We start from the raw sequence: 18,772 nt of genomic DNA, 5'->3' as shown, positions 1-18,772 counted from the left end.
CCCAATCATGACAATTATTCAAAATAATATTAAAAGAACATTTATCATCGCCATAGGAGCATTAATTTTTTTTATAAATGATTTTAATGCCTTTGCTCAGATATCAACCAAGCTATCTGGAACCATTACAGATCAGCAAACTGGGGAAGCTATTATTGGCGCCCTTGTAAGTTTGGAAGGCACTTCTCTTGGAGCAATTTCAGACTTTGATGGGAAATATAATTTGGAAACAAATTTAGAAGGGGAGCATATCTTGAAGGTTTCTTTTTTAGGGTTTTCAACTATTGAGGAACCTGTAGTTTTAGGACAAGGTGATATTTCCAGAGATTTCCAGATGAGTGCGGACCTTGTTGGTTTGGATGTAGTCATAGTAACAGGAAATACAGATCCTAAAACCGCCATTGAATCAAGTATTTCTGTGAGTTCTATAAGGACAGACCAATTTAATCAGGCAGCACCAAGATCCACTGCAGAAATTTTCAGAAATCTACCTGGAGTGAAAACAGAGGCAACAGGTGGAGAAGGCAATGCAAATATTACTGTCCGAGGAATACCTATCGCCACAGGAGGTGCTAAATTCTTACAATTACATGAAGATGGACTTCCAGTGATGCAGTTTGGTGATATTTCATTTGGTAACGCCGATATATTCTTAAGAGCAGATAATACGATTGACAGAATAGAGGCGCTAAGGGGAGGATCGGCATCAGTACTTGCAAGTAATTCTCCTGCGGGCGTTATCAATTTTATAAGCAAATCAGGTAAAGTTGAAGGTGGTTCAGTTGCAACCACAGCTGGGCTGGATTACAATACATTCAGGACTGACTTCGAATATGGTGCTCCTATTGGAGAAGATATGAACTTTCACATAGGCGGGTTTTGGAGACAAGGAGAAGGCCCTAGGGATGCAGGCTATAATGCAAATTCTGGTGGGCAAATCAAAGCTAATTTTACTAAGAAATTTGATAAAGGTTTTGTTAGACTGTATTTTAAGCATCTCAACGACAGGTCTATTGGTTACCTTCCTATGCCAGTGCAGGTGACAGGGTCAAATAGTTCTCCTGTATTAGGGAATGTTAATAATTTCAACGCGCTTACCGGAACTCCTCATTCACCTTATTTAATGACTAATTTGAGTATGGGAGCAGATGGGAACTTGAGAAGGAGTAGTCTTCAGGAAGGGATGAATCCTATATCTACTGCAATTGGAGGTGAGTTTAACTTTTTCCTAGGCAATGATTGGTCTATCGTCAATAAATTCAGACAGCAATTTAATACAGGACGTTTTGTGTCCCCTTTTCCTTCAGAAGTGACTGATGCCCAGTCGATGGCTAACTCAATTGGAGGTGATAATTCGGTCTTAAGTTATGCTAATGGCCCAAATGCAGGAAATATAATAAGTAATCCATCCGCATTAAATGGCAATGGACTGGCTATGAGAATACACCTTTTTGATGTGGACTTCAATAATTTCAATAACTTTTCCAATGACTTACAACTGTCAAAGGAAATGGACAATGTCAATTTTACTTTTGGTTTTTATAAAGGTATCCAACATATCAATATGTCTTGGTTGTGGAATTCTTACCTGATGGAAGTTAACTCCACCAATGCAGCTTTACTAGACGTTTCGAGTGCAGATGGTAATACTACTTATACTGAAAATGGACTTACCGCTTATGGGGTTCCTTTCTGGGATAATTGCTGTACTAGAAATTATGATGCAGTTTATGATGTGAATGCACCTTACATAAATACCAGTTTTGAATTTGGTGAGCTATCTCTTGATGCGGGTTTGAGGTATGATTATGGTAGCGCTTTTGGTACTTATGCAGGCGCTGTACAATCTGCTATAGATATGAATCGAGATGGGATGATTTCAGTGCCTGAGCAAAGTGTATCCTCCGTGGATAATGCAAATGCAAACCCAATTAATTACGATTGGAGTTACCTTTCTTACTCTTTGGGTTTGAATTACAAAATCTCAGATAGTCAGGCAACTTTTGCAAGATATAGCCGTGGTGGTAGGGCTAATGCTGATAGGTTATTGTTTGGCCCGGGAATAGCTGCTGACGGATCTGCTGTAGGTGGATTAAATTCTGATATGGTTACGCAAATGGAAGCTGGTTTTAAATATAAATCACCTAAAATAGGTGTTTTCGGAACAGCCTTTTATTCAAATCTCGAGGAACAAAATTTTGAAGCAACTACTCAACAGTTCTTTGACAGAGAGTATACAGCCTTAGGACTAGAACTTGAAACAGCAGCACGATTTGGGAAATTTGATGTGAGAGGAAGTGTTACTTGGACAAAGGCTGAAATCTCAAAAGATAAATTAAATCCTGAAATAGAGGGGAATACTCCAAGGAGGCAGGCAGATTTTATTTATTACCTGACGCCATCTTATAATTTTAAAAAGGGTACTGTAGGGTTTAACCTTATAGGTACTACCGATATGTATGCTCAGGATAATAACGATTTGGTAATGCCGGGATATACTCAAGTGAATGCTTTTGCTTACTATGATATAGTAGAGGGGCTTTCGATTGGTGTTAACTCCAATAACTTGTTTAATGCATTTGGATTGACAGAGTCAGAGGAAGGTTCCATTACAAACGGAGCTACAAATGTGATAAGGGCTAGATCTATCAATGGTCGTACAACCTCTGTTACACTTAAGTTTAAATTTTAGGCATATGATTGGGGGGGGTGGTCAGAAATGACTGCCCTTTTCAATTTAATGAATTAGATCGTGAAAAACCAGATACAACTAATAACCTATGCCAATAGGCTTGGAGACAATGGATTAAAAGGAATCCATAAATTAATTAAGAACGAATTTAAAGATGCATTTGGAGGGATTCATTTATTGCCTTTTTATTTCCCTATTGACGGTGTAGATGCCGGGTATGACCCAATTGATCATACAAGGGTAGACGAGAGGATAGGTTCATGGACGGATGTTTCCAAAATGAGTACAGATTTTGATATATTGGCAGACATTATAGTAAACCACGTTTCTGCTCAATCTAAGGAGTTTAAGGATGTGGAAGAAAAAGGTGTTGATTCCCCATTTTTTGATTTATTCCTGACCAAAGAAAAAGTATTCTCTGAGGGGGCTTCGGTAGAGGATATTGAGGCTATATACAGGCCCAGACCCAGTATACCATTTACGAAAAAAACAATTGCAAATGGGGAATCAATAAATTTATGGACTACTTTTACAAGTAACCAGTTGGATATAGATGTTTTGCATCCATTGGGTGAGGCCTACCTGAATTCCATACTTGAAAAATTTAGTCAGGCAGGCATTAAGATGATTAGATTGGATGCAGCTGGATATGCAATTAAGAAGGCAGGTACTTCTTGTTTCATGCTTCCAGAAACCTATAAGTTTCTCGATAAATTTGCAGGGAAAGCAAAGCGATTAGGAATGGAAGTATTGGTTGAAATTCATTCTTATTATCGAGAACAGATTAAGATTGCACAGAAAGTTGACTTTGTCTATGATTTTGCCTTGCCCCCATTAGTGCTTCATAGTATAAGAAGTAGAAGATTTACGGAGTTAAAGAACTGGCTGGAAATAAGTCCGAGGAATTGTGTGACAGTATTGGATACACATGATGGTATAGGAGTGATAGATGTTACAGGGAGTAATGGTAACCCAGGTTTACTAACTGATGAAGATGTGGACCTTTTAGTTCAGAGTATTCATAAAAATGCCAATGGGCAGAGCCTTGAAGCAACTGGAGAAGCAGCATCTAACCTTGATCTTTATCAGGTCAATTGTTCCTTTTATGATGCCCTTGGTAAAAATGATCAGGATTATCTGATAGCCAGGGCTATTCAATTTTTCTGCCCAGGTATACCTCAGGTGTATTATGTGGGATTGCTTGCCGGAGAAAATGACATGAAGCTGCTCAGAAAAACTAAGGTAGGGCGTGATATTAATAGGCACTATTATGAAAATGAGGAAATAAGGATGGCTTTGGAAAGGAATGTAGTTAAATCCCTGATAAAGCTAATGAAGTTCAGGAACAATCATCCTTCATTTGAAGGCGATTTTATTATTGAAAAAAGTGATTCCGATGCACTTATTCTAACATGGGTCAAGGATGAGTTTAAATCAACACTTAATGTTGATTTTGAGGAGAATATTTTAAGAATAAGTTATTCAGATAGTACGGGAAATTCCATGCTTCAACTATTCTAGAAAAATCAATGACCAATAAATTCAAACTATCGTTTTGGCAGATTTGGAACATGAATCTGGGTTTTTTCGGAATCCAGTTTAGCTTCGGACTTCAACAAACTGCAGTTAACCCTATTTTTTCATTTTTAGGAGCAGACCATGCTCAACTTCCATTATTGAATTTGGCAGGTCCTGTAACGGGACTTATCATCCAACCTATAATAGGGGCCATTTCTGACAAAACCTGGGTGCCAGGCTGGGGGAGAAGAAAGCCTTTTTTTATGATAGGTGCGATTATAGCAAGCCTTAGTTTGTTTGCTTTCCCCTACAGTTCAGAACTTTGGTTTGCCGTAGGCTTACTTTGGATACTTGATGTGGGAAACAATACTGCTATGGAACCTTACAGGGCGCTAGTGGCGGATAAGTTACCTGAGGAGCAACTGACTTATGGTTTTCAGATGCAAAGCCTTTTCGTAGGGGCAGGAATTACTATCGCCAACTTTTCCATATTTCTGTTTCAGGACTGGTTTTCTCACCATGATATAGCTTCAGAAATTTGTGACCCTACCTCCGCTATGGTTTCAGGAATTCCAACTTGGGTTTATTATTCTTTCTTTCTAGGGGCAGTTGCTTCAATGGGTACCATTCTTTGGTCAGTAATCAAGACCCCCGAAATCCCGCCCTCTGAAAAAGAGCTGGAGATATTGAAACGCAACAATGACATACCTTTTTTAAAAAAAGCAACTGCTCCTATTTTAGAAATTATAGGGGCAATAGCCGATATGCCCAAATTGTTAAAAACCTTATCTGTAGTCTATTTATTTCAATGGTATGCCTTATTTATTTACTGGCAATTCATTACACCGATGTTGAGAACCTCTATATATGGAATTAGCAATAATGATATATTAAAATTTGAGACGATCAAAGCGCTGTGCATGAGTGGCTCGGTGGTAAGTCCGGCTGATTTAGAATTTGCTGAAGGCATACAACGTTTGTCTGAACAGGCATTATCCCAAACAGGCTTGATGAACGGGACTTATAATTTGGTTACCATGATTGTTGCATTGGCTCTAGTACCACTTGCTGCCAAGTTCGGTAATAAGTTAGTATATGTGTCTAGTCTTTTTTTAACAGGTATTGCAATGTTAGTACTTCCTTTTATTCAGGATGAAATTCTATTGCTTCTTCCCATGATTTTATTGGGGATCGGATGGGCGACCATAATGGGCGTCCCTTATTCCATTGTCTCCAAAGTTATTCCAAATGAAAGGCGAGGAGTATACATGGGGATTGTAAACATGATGATAGTGGTGCCTATGTTTATTCAAACCGTAACCTTTGGTCCTATAATACATAATTTGCTAAATGACAACCCTGTTAATGCGATCCTTTTTGCTGGAGGTTCATTTATGGTGGCAGGTGTATTGGCTATACGTTTAAATACTTCAGAAAGTAATATATGAAAAATCTTTTTTTAATTATAGTAATTGTAATTAGCCTTGGATGCAAGCATCAGGCGGGGAATAAAATAATCATTTACGGAAGTGAAAAATGCAATCATTGTATTCAACTCAAGGATGACTTAGACAGTGCAGGAATGCAATATACTTTCTATGATCTAGATGTAAATCGGGAAAAAGAATTGGAGATGATTAATAAATTAAAAAAACATAAAATTCGAGGCAATGTTTCCATCCCTGTCCTTGACCTAAATGGTAAACAATTAATTATAGGGGCAGATTTTAAGAAGTTGCAAAGGGTATTAAAATCAATAAAATAAGCCTGTCTCATGTTTACGGGAAGTGTGGTAATCGCAAGAAAATCAGAAATATTAAATAGGAATCAACTCAAAAATTAGGATAACCTATTCTTTATTAATAGGTTGGTGATAAGAGTGAGTTGGGAGAAAATCTCCTGTCTTCTATTTCTAACTTCTAGATCCTTAAAATATGAGTATAATTTCATCTCGTCCACGGAGGCAATTTAGTATGCCGAAAAGTTATTTGAGGCGTAGAAGGTTTTTTGCATCAATGGTGGTTAGTTTGCCAGGTATGGTAAGGCCAAGGCTTAAAGGCTTGTTTCGTTTATTGAAGTATGGGTTGATTTCTAAGCGGGATAAGGCAATTTAAATCCTCTCTAAAAAACTTCTATATTCTTCTTGTAAACTTAATCAAAAAAATAGGCTTTATTTTGAGGTGTTGCTGGCAGTTATACCTTTGAAGGTTTTGTTGCAGTATCCCCGTTAATTTGGAGAAATGGTTTGGATGCGTATTTCTGCCTAGGCACTCTGACTTTAAAGGTTAAATCTGTTTCTGCTGTCTAATTATTTTTTAGCCCATTTGTGTTTTAGGTACTGAAAGAAAGATGGGCCTTTATCAACTTGGGGAAAATCGTCTCCTAATAAATAGCCATAAGGTTGAAGCGAGGGAATCTTATCGAGGGTGATTTTTAAAATTCCAACCAAGGGGATGAATAGCACCATTCCAGAAATTCCCCATACCGCTCCACCAATCAGTACAGCCAATACAACAGCCAACACATTGACTTTGACTTTAGCACCAACTACCAAAGGCGTGATTAAGTTGTTTTCGATAAGTTGAATTCCCCAAAGTACAGCAAGGGTAAGGATTGGTGCAAGAACTGTGTCAGAGGTAAGGAAAACGTAGAAAATGACTAGAACAGAACTAATGGCCACACCTATATAAGGTATAAGGTTTAATATTGCTATAAACAGGGCAAACAATAAATAATATTTGACGCCAAAAAAGTAAAAATACAGACCGGACAATAGCGCTACAAATAGGGTGACTTTTACCATACCTATCAGATAAGCGTGAATAACCCTACCAACATCACCTACCCATTTTAATATGGCCTCATTTCTTTTGGAAGATACCTTAAGTAAGAAAGCCACAAAAAAATCTCTGTAGTAAAGTAGTAAAAAAATATACAAGGGAATTATTCCGATTAATGTAATCGACTTGCCTGTGTTAAAAAGCGTTTCATTTAGATTCCCATCGGCAAACCATTTGATAGATTGCCACTCTTCTTTGTCTAAAAAACTATTTATGCCAATACTGGATTCTAATTCAGACCAATACTTATTCGTTTTTTCATGCAATAGGGTATTTATTTCAGGAATGTCAGAGAGCAAAAGTACCATTTGATTAATCAGAATATAAATAACTGCTCCCACTAAAGCAGTTACAAATACAATACTGACAGCAATAGCAAAAGACCTGGGTAGAAAAAAGGACTCTAGTTTTTTGCTAACAGGATACAAAGCAAAAGCGAAAAAGATACCCCAAACCAAAGGGACCAATATAAAGGCACCTATATTTAACAACCATAGCAATAAGGAAATGGAGATTAGAGAATACGCTAAATGCTGTATTGGTAGAAGTTTGGCAGTAGACATAGAAAAGCAATTGAATGGAGCAATAAAAATAAGAATTAGTAAAACAGTAAACCAGTAATTCATTTCTAAATGCAGAGGTGCTTGGTTTTCACTATTTTAATAACTATTTCATAAAAATTTGCGTATTACTGGTGATTGATGTAATATTGTAGGATCGAAAAGCAGAAGATTGCCACCCTGGCAGTTTCAGAATTGTCTGTATACCTTTTTATACTTATCAAGATACATACCATTTTATCATTTACACAGTCTAGAATTACATTCACGCGTTTTTTATGTATAACATAGAAGAATTAAGAATCAGGCTACTGTCTGAATTAAAAGAGATAGCAGAGGAGTTGGGGGTAAAAAATTTTAAATCTTTAAAAAAGGAAGATTTGGTTTATGCCATTTTGGACCAACAAGCTATCACCCCTGAGAAATCCCTACCTAGGAAAAAACCATCTAAAGTGGAAGTGGAGATAGAGGCGGATCAAGATATAAAAACACCAAATACCGATATAAAAGAAAGTAAACCGGTAAGCGAAGAAAAGCCAAAGTTTAAAAGGCAAAATGTCACCAAAATTCAGAACGACAGTGCTGAAGGAGTGGATAAAGACATTAAACCTTCCCGACCTGTTAAGGCTAAAGAAAGACCAATCAAGTCTGACGATAGACCTTCCAAACAAGAGGACAGACCTTCTAAATCAGAAGATAGACCTAGCAAACCTGATTCAAAAAAATCAGAAGGTGTAGATAAATCCAACAAGGAGAAGGTGGCGAATAAAAGACCAACTGAAGTTTCTAAAGAGGATGAAAATAAGGGAAGAAGTTTTAGGCCAAGGAGAAGAGCTGTAGTAGACGTTGAAGAAACTAAAACAAGCCAAGATACTAGCAGCAATTCCTCAAATTCTGAACCTGAGTTCACGAAGCGGAAGCCAGCCAAAGAAACCTCAGAAGATCAACCAACTCAAGAGAAAGCTTATTCCCCTAAAAGAAAGCCTTCGGTAACTATTAAAGATTTTGATGGTATTATAGAGAACTCAGGTGTTCTCGAGATAATGTCTGATGGATATGGGTTTTTACGTTCTTTGGATTATAACTATCTGGCTTCTCCAGATGATATATACGTATCTCCTTCACAGATAAAACTTTTTGGCCTGAAAACAGGTGACAATATTCAAGGTCAGATTAGACCTCCTAAAGAAGGCGAGAAGTATTTTGCCTTACTAAAAGTAGGGACGGTCAATGGAAAGACTACAGATGAAATAAGAGATAGAATCCCATTTGAATACCTTACACCATTGTTTCCAGAGGAACGATTGAGGTTGACAACCACACATGATAATTTGTCTACACGTATTGTAGATCTATTTGCTCCAATTGGAAAAGGACAAAGAGGCATGATAGTGGCCCAGCCAAAGACTGGTAAAACGGTGCTTTTACAAAGAATTGCCAACGCAATTGCTGAAAATCACCCTGAGGTTCATTTGATGATTCTATTAATTGACGAAAGACCGGAAGAGGTGACAGACATGGCACGTTCTGTAAAAGCAGAAGTGATCTCTTCTACTTTTGATGAACAAGCTGAAAGACACGTAAAAGTAGCTGCATTGGTTTTAGAGAAAGCAAAGAGAATGGTGGAGTGTGGACACGATGTGGTTATATTGCTTGACTCAATTACCAGACTTGCAAGAGCTCACAATACAGTAGTGCCTTCTTCAGGAAAAATATTATCCGGTGGTGTTGATGCCAATGCCCTACATAAGCCAAAACGTTTCTTTGGAGCAGCGAGGAATGTGGAGAATGGTGGTTCACTTACCATTATTGCTACGGCACTTGTTGAAACTGGTTCTAAAATGGATGAAGTGATCTTTGAAGAATTCAAAGGTACTGGTAATATGGAGCTATCTCTAGATAGAAAACTTTCAAACAGAAGGATTTATCCAGCCATAGATGTTCCTGGTTCAGGTACAAGAAGAGAAGATCTTCTGATGGACAAAGAAGAGATGCAACGTGTATGGATACTTCGAAAAATCATGTCCGACATGACTTCTCAAGAAGCAATGGAATTCTTATTACAGAGGATGAAAGGTACAAGAGACAATGCAGAATTTTTAATTAGCATGAATAGTTAATCTATAAAGCTGTTAAGTTCTATCAAATATTTAAGGCCAATGGCCAAAAAGCAAAAACCCGTTTTATACGGGTTTTTGCTTTTTAAACCATAAAAAACACTTTTTGAATACAGATTTTTGATTTTCCTTTTTATTTAACCTTTGTTTTCTCATGCTTTAACCCCAGAAATCCTGCGTTTATCGATTATTCCCCTAAACGGCGGGTTTTGAAGGTACTTTTATACTGTTAATTAAAACAAACAGCAATGAAAGTCCTTTTTAATTCTACTCAGTCATTTAACAGTTTTATTATTGTGATCTTCACGATTGCTATCGGGTTGGCTTCTGAAACTGCCTATTCTCAGGACTTTATAAGTACAAAGGATGGGGAGTGGAAATCGAATAATACATGGCAAAGTTCTACGAGCTGTTCTCAATGGAGCAACTTAAGTAACGGACAACCACCTATTTCTAAAAACTGGGGCTGTGAGGTTACTGTTGTTATTAATCATGAGGTTACATATAATGGGAATATTTCAGGTTTTGGTAGCGGAGTTTTTTCAAGTCTTGAGGTTGGGCCAAATGGAAAATTAATTTTTGAAGATAATATCACTATAAACGGTGGAGGATCTGTACCAACAATAACCTTGGCTGAAGGTGCTGAGTTGGTAGTAAATGGAAAATTTGATATTGATAGAGCCGTGGAAATTGTAGTTCCTAACAATGCGAAAATGACTATTAATAATTTTGAAATAGGAGACAATAAGCCAGAAATCACCATTGAAGAAGGTGGAATGTTAGTGGTTAATGAAGAAACCCACGTAAAAAGTAGGAGTATTCTAAACATATTTGGACATTTTCAGACAGTTGATCTTAACTATTCATCAGGTGGAGAAATTAATATTGGTTCATCAGAGTTTTCGGGAGAAGCTGATGTTACTGGAAATATGCTTATTGGAAATGGTTCATTAAACATGTATAAAATGAGTACGCTAATTGTAGGAGGAACTTCTTCTACTGGAAGTAGCGGGTCAATTAATTTGAAGGACCATGCAAGTATCCGTTTAATTGGAGATGTTGATATGGGGTATGGTGGATCAATGACAGTAGAAGGCGATGCTGAATTTTCCTTTGAGTCGAATTATACTACGAGTGGAGGGGCTGATATCAAATTAAAAGACAAGTCAAGAGGAACAATACATGGTAATATTGGGATGACCAATGGTACAATAACTTTGGAAGACAATAGTGAGGTAATGGTAGGAGGAACGCTTGTAGCTAGCGGTGGTGCTAAGGTGAACGGGAAGGATGATGGCGCAATGTATGTTTGTGATTATCCTAACTCCACAAAAGAGACTACCTACCACATTAACCTTAAAGGGAATTCATTTTACGGAAGTGGATGTTTTGCACTACCAGTTATATGGAAATCATTTGATGTAGAGGTTACCAATGACAATGCCTCTCAACTGGTTTGGGAAACGGCTTCTGAAGATGGTAACAGTCATTTTGAAGTTGAGCGTTCTATTGGTGGTATTGGCAACTTTGAAAAAATCACTGAAATCAATGCCTCAGGATGGACAAATGATGTAAGCAGGTATTCTTTTGAAGACAAGGAATTGAAGGAGTTGGTAGGTATGGTTTATTATAGGATCAGACAAGTTGATTTTGATGGTAATCAGATGGTAAGTGATGTGGTGTCTATCAAGGCTTCTGCTCAGGTTCCTAGCAGTGAACTAATAAAATGGTCTGCCTATCCAAACCCTACGGATGGATCATCATTAAACATTAAATTGGTATCTGGAGATGTTACAGGAACCATTAATGTAAGGTTCTTACAGACTTCCTCTTCTTCAAGCTTTGAAGGTGAAGTAGGGATTGAGCTTGACCAATGGTTACAAACAGTGGTGAGCAATGCCAGTAGAGGAGTAGGTGTTTTGGAAGTTTTTTATCAAGGAGAAGCTTATAGAATGAAAATCATGAAGATTTAGTTTATCACCCATTTTTTTGGATGATTGTATTTAAATAAATTTTTTAAATTAAAAGTAGCTTTCCAATAGGAGGGCTACTTTTAATTTTACCCCAAATTGAAAAAGCGGTGACCTGCGATCTAAACCTATTCAATCATAAAGGGACACTCTAATTACAGTGGATTACTTTTAAACCCGAAATATGCAATAGACATTCTATTTCGTGCTGAAATCGCTTTAAAATCAGCCACTTCGTTGCTGTTTTCAATTTCACCATAGCGGTGCTATGCTAAAATCTCCAAACATCCTGATTTTCTTGCGATTGCAACACTTCCCGTAAACACGGGACAGGCTTCACCCCTGACTATTGTCAGGACGGAGAAATCCTATTACATAATCCGGGTTAAAATGAATAAGGTTAGGTAGTATGCTATGCTCGGAGGTTGAAAAGGACATCTTATTGTGTTAAATTTAGGATTCTTTTTACCATTTGCGCAAACCCTCTCCTGCATGAAACCAATAGAAGTATTAAAAAAATATTACGGATACGATTCTTTTAGAGGTCAGCAGGAATCGATTATTCGTCAAGTACTTGAAAAGAAAGATTGTATAGCGCTAATGCCCACAGGTGCTGGTAAATCTGTTTGCTATCAGGTTCCTGCAATGGTTTTACCAGGACTCACCCTAGTAGTTTCTCCCTTGATAGCTCTGATGAAGGATCAGGTAGATGCGATGAATGAAATCGGTATTCCTGCAGCATTTCTGAATTCCACCATGGATATCAGTGAGCAAAGACATGTTTCTGATCAGGCCATGAATGGTGGTATAAAGCTATTGTATGTAGCACCCGAGCGTCTTTTTTCTGGTGGCTATCCATTGGTTAATGCACTCAAGGAGATGAATCTTTCTTTGGTGGCTGTTGATGAAGCCCACTGTGTATCACAATGGGGGCATGACTTTAGACCAGAATATTTAAAGTTGGGGGCACTAAGGAAAGCATTTCCAGAAACACCCTTTCTGGCTTTAACAGCTACTGCAGATAAGTTAACTAGACAAGACATTGCTAGCAGGCTTTCACTGAATAAGCCCGAATGGTTTATTTCCTCATTTGATCGGCCTAATATTACCTATAGAGTTGCCTTAAGGTCTGACGCTTTTGGTAAACTGGTTGATTTCCTTCACCTAAGGCCCAATGATTCTGGTATTGTCTATTGCCTGTCCAGGAAGTCTGTAGAAGCCACTGCTTCTAAACTAAATGCGAATGGCTTCTCAGCATTGCCATATCATGCAGGTTTAAGCAAAGATATTCGGCAAGAAAATCAAGAGAAGTTTATAAAGGATGAGGTTAAAATAATTGTAGCTACCATTGCCTTTGGGATGGGGATAGACAAGTCCAATGTCCGATTTGTAGTGCATACCAATATGCCTCAAAATATAGAGAGCTATTATCAAGAGACCGGTAGAGCGGGTAGGGATGGTTTGCCTGGAGAGGCATTGTTGTTCTATAGCTTAGGCGATAGTATCACACTGAGGAGAATGATAGAGAGTGCCGAAAATGAAGATTATGTTAAGCACATGAAGGCAAAAATGAACACCATGGTTCAGTTTTGCCAAACCAAGTCTTGTAGACGCAGGTATTTGCTTAATTACTTTGGTGAGGAATATCCTCAGGATTGTGGCAATTGTGATGTTTGTTTTCAGAAAAACAACAAGTCAGACATGACTGTTTTTTCTCAAATGTTGTTGTCGGCCGTGGTGCGGCTTGGGCAACAATTTGGTTTAGGACATGTTATTCTGGTTTTAAGAGGTTCTCAGGCAGCTAAGGTAACCGAAAGTCAAAAGTCATTGTCAGTTTATGGTATAGGGAAAGACAGGTCAGAAGACTTTTGGAAACGATTGGGATTTCAACTTATTGCAGAAGGCTACCTTCTGCAGGAAGATCCAAAAATGCCTGTGTTGAAATTAAGTGATTTGGGCTGGGAGAAATTGAAGCTTAAGGAGAAATTCCTATTGTCCATGGAAGAAGAGGTGTTCAAACGAACTGAATCAAGTACAGAAAAGGATGAAGCACTTTTCGATAAACTTAGAACTACCCGGAAAGAACTGGCAGATGCCCAGAATGTTCCTCCTTATATTGTTTTTTCAGATGCTACTCTTGTGGAAATGAGTCAACAGTATCCCAAAAACGAAAGGGAATTAATTCGAGTTAGTGGGATTGGTCAGCTTAAATTAGAAAGGTATGGAGAAGCCTTTTTAAAGGTGATAACAACCCATATAAAGGAGAATAATATTGTTCCTCCAAAAAAAACAGGAGCTCCAGTAGTTCGCAAAATAAAAACGGCTCCATCAGCTTCCGTCCAGGAAACGTTTGAACTTTATAAGGAAGGTAAAACTATTTTTCAAATTGCTCAAGTCCGCAGCCTCGCTAAAACCACAATCGAAGGGCATATAGTGCGCTTGATTGAGGAAAATAAATTAGATAAAAAAACTTTCCTGAGCGAGGAAGATGCCCAAGCTATCGTAGCCGTTGCCAATAAAATTGAGGATTTTGGACTTAAAAAATTGAAAGATCATTTCGGGGAAAAATACAGCTATTTTGAACTAAAAGTAGCCTTGTCAGAGATTAAAGAAAGCAAATAATTGATTTGCCTGAATGCTTACCGGGTAGGATTAGCATTATTTCACAATGAAGGAGATGAATGGATGCATTTAACATAGTGATTTTGTCAAGCCTTGGAAACCGAAATTAAAATGAGTAATTTTTGAAAGGTTTAATGTTGAGGTATGTCTTCACATTAAGGAAAAAATAATCCGATAACAGGTAATGTTTTGATCACAAACCTAATTACTAAATCAATCAACAGATCTTTGGTCTATTTCAGTAGTCCCGGTATTTTATTGATTTACAAGTGTGTTGGCTTGTTTTTATGTGTTTATTTATTGTTATTCCATATTCCTGAGGCTCATTCCCAAGAAGAAAAACAAGAAGCTTTTTCTGCACCTGCTGCAGAGAAGATATACCTGCAGCTCACCTCAACCGTATTTGCAATCGACCAAATCATTTGGTTTAAGGCCATCGTTTTAGATGCCCAAAGTAATTTGCCTTCTAGGCTTAGTGGACTGCTTTATGTTGATCTAATAGGGGTGGATGGAGAAGTACTATTACATAAATTGGTGAAACTAGAGCAGGGTATAGGAGAAGGTTCTTTGGAACTTGAAGATAGCTATCCCCAAGGACGTTATATGATTCGAGCATATACCAAATGGAACCTTAATTTTGAAGATGATTTTATTTTTAGTTCCTATATCAATATTGTGTCAATAAATGGTGAACCAAAGGAGTATCCTGTTATCGATCTGAGCATTGAGGAAAACAGGGAGTTATTTAAGTTAAAAGGGGTATTAGGACTTGGGGAAATTGGAGAAGCGCTAGACAGAGAAATTCAAGTATATCTGGATTGGGGGGAAGGCCGTGATACTGTCATTATCAAAAGAAATAGAGAGGGGCAATACCCCTTGAGCTATGACCTAGAAAGGGAACAGTCTTGGGTTTCACTTTCGTTTGATGTTGAGGAAAAACTTCAGTTCAGTAAAACGGTTTATTTAAACGATGCTTTGCCAGATATTCAATTTTTCCCGGAAAGCGGACATTTGGTCCATGGTTTTGGTAGCAAAGTGGCCTTCAAAGCAATTGGGTCAGATGGAAAAGGAATTAAGATTGAAGGAACTGTCTATGATGGTCTGGGGAATAAGGTCACAGATTTTAAAAGCAATGTACTTGGAATGGGGGTATTGTATCTTCAACCGGACAGCCTAGCCAATTATCATGCAAGAGTTTCCCTTCCAAATGTAAAAGATTCAACAAAGGTTTATCCTTTGCCAAAAGTAATGGCCAATGGTACAGTATTGTCTGTTGCTAAATTCAACGAAAAACTACGCTTAGCCCTTGCTTCCAATGAGCTGGAAGATAGTGTTTTTATAAGTGCCAGTTGCAGAGGTGTAGATTATTTTTTAATAGAGGGGAAATTAAAAGAAGGACAGCTAGTATCAACTCTGCCTGCGGATCAATTGCCTGAAGGAATTATAGTTTTTACAGTAAAGAACCATGCACATGAACTGATAGTACAGCGCTTGTATTATAATGATAATAGTGAACAGAAGTTAGATGTTAGTTTAGAAATTGACAAAAACAGTTACAGGCAAAGAGAACAAACGAAATTGCATATCAAAATCTCTGGATATAAAACCAAAGCCCCTGCGAGCAGTATTTCTGTAATGGTTGTCAATGATGAACACGGTACAATGGGCAAGGAGAATAATATTCGTTCATATTTTCTACTAAGTTCGGAGCTAAAAGGAGAAGTAGAAGACCCTGGTTTTTATTTTAATGAAGAGAATTCAGAAAGGCATGAAGCTATGGAGGCACTTATGCTTACTCAGGGATGGCGCAGTTATAATTATCCTGTTAGTCAGAAGCGCGCTACTATAATAGACCCACAACAAGGGCTCACTTTAAGTGGTAAGGTTTTGCCGCCGGTTTTAGGTAGAAAAAATAGTGTTAACAATATAAATCTGACTTTGGCTTCATTTGGAAATAAATCTATAATTTATTCACAAACTACAGATAGCACAGGGAATTTTTTTTTTTTATTGGACGATGCTTATGGACAGCGAATGAGGGTGCTCCTTAAGGCCAATGATCGTTTGGGTAAAGAAAAAAGATTCTCTTTTTCTCTGGATTCAATCAAAACACCTAAAATTTATTTTCAAAATCTACCTTTATCAGCTGAAGTGGAGCACAATATTAAGGAGACCATTCAATCCAGCAATAGAAGAATTAAAGCTGAAGAGAATTTTAACATGCTCAATGGTTTCAATGATTTAGAGGAAGTGCTTGTTGAAGATTTTCTCTTGTCTCCAGAAATGGAGGCAGCCCATAAAAGCTTCGGGCAACCTGACTTTATAATTCCCGGAGGACTTATTCGTGAAAAAGAAGAAAAATGGTCTTATGGCTTATTTAGCATTCTAATGTTTAATTTTTCAGATCAGGTAATGATTGAGCAGTTTTCTGATGGTTTTATGCTTGCACATGTCTTAGGTGGAAAAGACGAGCCTACCTTGCTGGCCATTGATGGGAAGTTACTTGAAAAAGACCTTTACGATTTGGTTCCCCATATGTCCCCTGATATTATCGATCAAATTGAGATAATAAAGCATGCGAAATTTTTTAAAAAGCAGTACCTAACGGTATTTCCTGAAACCAATCCATTGGAAGCACCCTATATGGGGCACATTATATCTGTATATACTAAAGATAGAATTGGAGTATTAGGGTTAGAAAAACCTTCATTAGGAACACTAGATACTGTATTACCAGTCTTTTCACCAAAAAGGGAGTTTTACACACCAAAATACAAAAGCCCTGATGCACGGCTAAGCCAAAAGCCTGATTTACGATCGCTTATTCACTGGGATTCAAACCTTAAAATTGGCGCTGAGGGTGCTGTTTCAGTTGACTTTTACAATGGGGATGTGTTAGGGGATCATATGCTTATTATTGAAGCAATTTCCGAGGATGGTCGCTTTGGCTACCAGAAAAAGAAATATCAAGTTATTCCTTAAGCCCGGATTGATTAATTGAATTTCTCCGCCCTGACAATAGTCGGGGGTAAAGCCTGTACCATGTTTATCAAAAGTATTGTAATCGAAAGAAAATCAGGGTGTTTGTAGATTTTAGCAGGGCATCACCATAGTGAAATTATAAACAGGAACAGCGTGCCTGATTTTGAAGTGATTTCAGCACGTAATAGATTGTCTATTGCATATTTCGGGTTCAATTGTATTATTGGATCGAAAATGCAAAAAAAATACCCCAATTGGGGTATTTTTTGAAGATCGCATATTAGGTATATTTGTCATGGGTGATTAAGCAACTTTTTGAACTCCAGTTTTACTTAAATCTTAAAAAGGGCATTTTTAAATATTTTTTTTTAGCCCTTTTATTTACTTATCCATGCCAAACTAATTTCGTCTGGTGTTTTCATTCGGTCAGCCAATCTCATGTACCTTGAGGACAGGCCAGAAAGGTATTCTTGAGCTTTTGAAGCCGCTTCATTTAAACCTGTAACAGTTTCTATTTCCCAAAGTTTTACCAAGTGATCGATTATACGTGCATAATCCCAGCCAGTATAAATACCTACTTTCTGAGTAATAGCAGAAAACTGATCAAACAAGCTTGGGTTACTACCACCTTTTGCCATTAATACTGCAGGCATAACGATTTGTTTTCTCATCATTTTTTCAAACGCAAGAACAGCTCCGCTAGGATCAATTTTTATGATTTCTGACATAAAGCTTTTATAAGCTTTTTCATGTCTTGCCTCATCACCTGCTATCTGCTTACAGATTTTCCCCAATACATAATCCCCAGCTTTATCGGCTAATTTACCTGTATTAACATGGGAGATTTTGGTTGCTCTTTCTTGAAAGGAAGTATAAACGATGGCTTGATAAGGGTCTTTCTCAGATCTGGGATCAAAACCATTGTAGATTAATCGATGAATGGTTTGTTCCACTTTTCTCATATCAGCTCTGCCTGATAAGTACAAGTATTTGTTCAACAGATCACCGTGTCGATTCTCTTCTGCGGTCCAGGCTTTGGTCCATTGTACCCAACCTTGGTCGCTAATAAGAGAACCATCTTCATTTACCCCTTCCAACATATTGAAATAGGTTTGATAGCTGGGAAGTGCCTCTTCCGTTATCATGTTTCCAATCAACGAAGTGATGATGGTGTCAGGAATTACAGCTGCTCTTTCCCTTAGTTCTTTTACCTGATCGATTGCATCAGGTTGTGTCATATCAGGAAGAAAATCAGTTGGTTGCCAACAATCATCGGGATCCATAAGGGTAGTCCCTACGGTTTCTGTCACAAAGTCGTTCAGCTGGCTGATAACTTCGGCATTCTTTTCAAGTTCGTAATTAATATTTTCTGACTTCTTCATAAATTAGGCTTTCGCATTATGATGTCAATTTATTGGTATATTCCAAAATATTAACACCTTACTACAATTTAACTAACAACACCGGCAAA

10 protein-coding genes are annotated in these 18,772 nt (G+C 37.7%); 8 read left to right on the top strand and 2 right to left on the bottom strand.

Annotated features, from left to right (window positions below):
- The first annotated feature begins 7 nt into the window (after nt 1-7).
- From CA2015_RS05300 to CA2015_RS05285, 4 genes are read left to right on the top strand one after another with little or no spacing between them, the layout of a single operon-like run.
- Nucleotides 8-2,692, top strand: a complete 2,685-nt coding sequence (locus tag CA2015_RS05300) for a TonB-dependent receptor (RefSeq protein WP_084011651.1) — start codon at nt 8-10, stop codon at nt 2,690-2,692.
- Between the two features lie 60 nt (nt 2,693-2,752).
- Nucleotides 2,753-4,213 carry a sucrose phosphorylase gene (gene gtfA, locus CA2015_RS05295; RefSeq protein ID WP_048640961.1) on the top strand — a complete coding sequence of 487 codons (1,461 nt, stop codon included), beginning with the start codon at nt 2,753-2,755 and terminating at the stop codon, nt 4,211-4,213.
- Nucleotides 4,214-4,221: 8 nt separating this feature from the next.
- Entirely contained in the window at nt 4,222-5,658 is a 1,437-nt protein-coding gene (locus tag CA2015_RS05290) for an MFS transporter (protein WP_048640960.1), read from the top strand.
- Nucleotides 5,655-5,975 carry a glutaredoxin family protein gene (locus CA2015_RS05285; RefSeq protein WP_048640959.1) on the top strand — a complete coding sequence of 107 codons (321 nt, stop codon included), beginning with the start codon at nt 5,655-5,657 and terminating at the stop codon, nt 5,973-5,975. Before CA2015_RS05290 ends, CA2015_RS05285 begins: the two co-directional genes overlap by 4 nt.
- Before the next feature lie 543 nt (nt 5,976-6,518).
- On the opposite strand, the gene CA2015_RS05280 is transcribed toward CA2015_RS05285, so the two are convergent.
- On the bottom strand, nt 6,519-7,613 hold the full coding sequence (locus CA2015_RS05280) for an AI-2E family transporter (RefSeq protein ID WP_048640958.1): 1,095 nt from the start codon (nt 7,611-7,613) through the stop codon (nt 6,519-6,521).
- A gap of 275 nt (nt 7,614-7,888) precedes the next feature.
- Here CA2015_RS05280 and rho point away from each other — a divergent pair, with 275 nt between their 5' ends.
- The 4 genes from rho to CA2015_RS05260 all read left to right on the top strand — a co-directional run bounded on the left by rho (nt 7,889) and on the right by CA2015_RS05260 (nt 17,301).
- Nucleotides 7,889-9,730, top strand: a complete 1,842-nt coding sequence (rho, locus tag CA2015_RS05275; protein WP_048640957.1) for a transcription termination factor Rho — start codon at nt 7,889-7,891, stop codon at nt 9,728-9,730.
- A gap of 245 nt (nt 9,731-9,975) precedes the next feature.
- A complete protein-coding gene (locus CA2015_RS05270; RefSeq protein ID WP_048640956.1) occupies nt 9,976-11,700 on the top strand; it encodes a hypothetical protein in 1,725 nt (574 codons plus the stop codon).
- A gap of 489 nt (nt 11,701-12,189) precedes the next feature.
- Nucleotides 12,190-14,319: a DNA helicase RecQ gene (gene recQ, locus CA2015_RS05265; protein ID WP_048640955.1), complete on the top strand. Its 2,130-nt coding sequence runs from the start codon at nt 12,190-12,192 to the stop codon at nt 14,317-14,319.
- 189 nt (nt 14,320-14,508) lie between these two features.
- Entirely contained in the window at nt 14,509-17,301 is a 2,793-nt protein-coding gene (locus tag CA2015_RS05260) for a hypothetical protein (RefSeq protein ID WP_157470321.1), read from the top strand.
- Between the two features lie 377 nt (nt 17,302-17,678).
- Here the strand turns inward: CA2015_RS05260 and CA2015_RS05255 are convergent, their stop codons facing one another.
- Complete coding sequence (locus tag CA2015_RS05255; RefSeq protein ID WP_048640953.1) at nt 17,679-18,683, bottom strand: acyl-ACP desaturase; 1,005 nt, start codon at nt 18,681-18,683, stop codon at nt 17,679-17,681.
- Nucleotides 18,684-18,772: the final 89 nt, after the last annotated feature.

Origin of the sequence: Cyclobacterium amurskyense, assembly GCF_001050135.1 — a bacterium.
Classification (GTDB): Bacteria; Bacteroidota; Bacteroidia; order Cytophagales; family Cyclobacteriaceae; genus Cyclobacterium; species Cyclobacterium amurskyense.
This window is presented reverse-complemented; position numbering and strand designations above follow the sequence as displayed.

What these genes read in the sequence shown, in the direction of transcription:
- CA2015_RS05300 (WP_084011651.1), top strand. Translation starts at nt 8, where the DNA reads ATGACAATTATTCAAAATAATATTAAAAGAACATTTATCATCGCCATA.
- CA2015_RS05290 (WP_048640960.1), top strand. Translation starts at nt 4,222, where the DNA reads ATGACCAATAAATTCAAACTATCGTTTTGGCAGATTTGGAACATGAAT.
- CA2015_RS05285 (WP_048640959.1), top strand. Translation starts at nt 5,655, where the DNA reads ATGAAAAATCTTTTTTTAATTATAGTAATTGTAATTAGCCTTGGATGC.
- CA2015_RS05280 (WP_048640958.1), bottom strand. Translation starts at nt 7,613, where the DNA reads ATGTCTACTGCCAAACTTCTACCAATACAGCATTTAGCGTATTCTCTA.
- rho (WP_048640957.1), top strand. Translation starts at nt 7,889, where the DNA reads ATGTATAACATAGAAGAATTAAGAATCAGGCTACTGTCTGAATTAAAA.
- CA2015_RS05270 (WP_048640956.1), top strand. Translation starts at nt 9,976, where the DNA reads ATGAAAGTCCTTTTTAATTCTACTCAGTCATTTAACAGTTTTATTATT.
- recQ (WP_048640955.1), top strand. Translation starts at nt 12,190, where the DNA reads ATGAAACCAATAGAAGTATTAAAAAAATATTACGGATACGATTCTTTT.
- CA2015_RS05255 (WP_048640953.1), bottom strand. Translation starts at nt 18,683, where the DNA reads ATGAAGAAGTCAGAAAATATTAATTACGAACTTGAAAAGAATGCCGAA.